The organism is Rathayibacter sp. VKM Ac-2929 (genome assembly GCF_022815495.1).
Lineage (GTDB): Bacteria > Actinomycetota > Actinomycetes > Actinomycetales > Microbacteriaceae > Rathayibacter > Rathayibacter festucae.
Map to the genome: position 1 here is coordinate 3,593 of NZ_JALGRV010000012.1, position 1,743 is coordinate 5,335.

Consider the following 1,743-nt stretch of genomic DNA (forward strand, 5'->3'; position numbering starts at 1 on the left):
AGCAGCCGGCCCGGTCCCTCAGGACCCAACAGCGTGCATGTGCAGTAGCCCACCCGCTCGTGCGTTCCCAACCCGAAGGCTGTACTGACACGAGACGAATCTCTTCCTGCACCCAGTTCAATGTTCCACCCATGAGCTACCAGCAAAGACATTCGCTTTGATCTGGCGCCTGGAACAACCTCTACGCCGAAACGCATGGTGTCCAGATGCTCCTTAGAAAGGAGGTGATCCAGCCGCACCTTCCGGTACGGCTACCTTGTTACGACTTAGTCCTAATCACCGATCCCACCTTCGACAGCTCCCTCCTTGCGGTTAGGCCACTGGCTTCGGGTGTTACCGACTTTCATGACTTGACGGGCGGTGTGTACAAGGCCCGGGAACGTATTCACCGCAGCGTTGCTGATCTGCGATTACTAGCGACTCCGACTTCATGAGGTCGAGTTGCAGACCTCAATCCGAACTGAGACCGGCTTTTTGGGATTCGCTCCACCTTACGGTATCGCAGCCCTTTGTACCGGCCATTGTAGCATGCGTGAAGCCCAAGACATAAGGGGCATGATGATTTGACGTCATCCCCACCTTCCTCCGAGTTGACCCCGGCAGTCTCCTATGAGTTCCCACCATGACGTGCTGGCAACATAGAACGAGGGTTGCGCTCGTTGCGGGACTTAACCCAACATCTCACGACACGAGCTGACGACAACCATGCACCACCTGTATACCGACCTTGCGGGGCAACCATTTCTGGAAGTTTCCGGTATATGTCAAGCCTTGGTAAGGTTCTTCGCGTTGCATCGAATTAATCCGCATGCTCCGCCGCTTGTGCGGGCCCCCGTCAATTCCTTTGAGTTTTAGCCTTGCGGCCGTACTCCCCAGGCGGGGAACTTAATGCGTTAGCTGCGACACGGAGACCGTGGAAAGGTCCCCACATCTAGTTCCCAACGTTTACGGCGTGGACTACCAGGGTATCTAATCCTGTTCGCTCCCCACGCTTTCGCTCCTCAGCGTCAGTAACGGCCCAGAGAACTGCCTTCGCCATCGGTGTTCCTCCTGATATCTGCGCATTCCACCGCTACACCAGGAATTCCATTCTCCCCTACCGCACTCTAGTCTGCCCGTACCCACTGCAGGCCCGAGGTTGAGCCTCGGGTTTTCACAGCAGACGCGACAAACCGCCTACGAGCTCTTTACGCCCAATAATTCCGGACAACGCTTGCACCCTACGTATTACCGCGGCTGCTGGCACGTAGTTAGCCGGTGCTTTTTCTGCAGGTACCGTCAAGCCGAAGCCCTTCTTCCCTACTAAAAGAGGTTTACAACCCGAAGGCCGTCATCCCCCACGCGGCGTTGCTGCATCAGGCTTTCGCCCATTGTGCAATATTCCCCACTGCTGCCTCCCGTAGGAGTCTGGGCCGTGTCTCAGTCCCAGTGTGGCCGGTCACCCTCTCAGGCCGGCTACCCGTCGTCGGCTTGGTGAGCCATTACCTCACCAACTACCTGATAGGCCGCGAGTCCATCCTTGACCGAAAAACTTTCCACCCGCACCCGATGCCGGGGCAGGTCGTATCCGGTATTAGACGCCGTTTCCAGCGCTTATCCCAGAGTCAAGGGCAGGTTACTCACGTGTTACTCACCCGTTCGCCACTAATCCACCCAGCAAGCTGGGCTTCATCGTTCGACTTGCATGTGTTAAGCACGCCGCCAGCGTTCGTCCTGAGCCAGGATCAAACTCTCCGTAAAAAA

The 1,743-nt window shown here is 56.7% G+C and carries 1 rRNA gene; it reads right to left on the minus strand.

The window, feature by feature from the left end:
* Positions 1 to 217: 217 nt before the first annotated feature.
* Positions 218 to 1,740: ribosomal RNA gene (locus MT355_RS21035) — 16S ribosomal RNA — on the minus strand.
* Positions 1,741 to 1,743 lie beyond the last annotated feature (3 nt).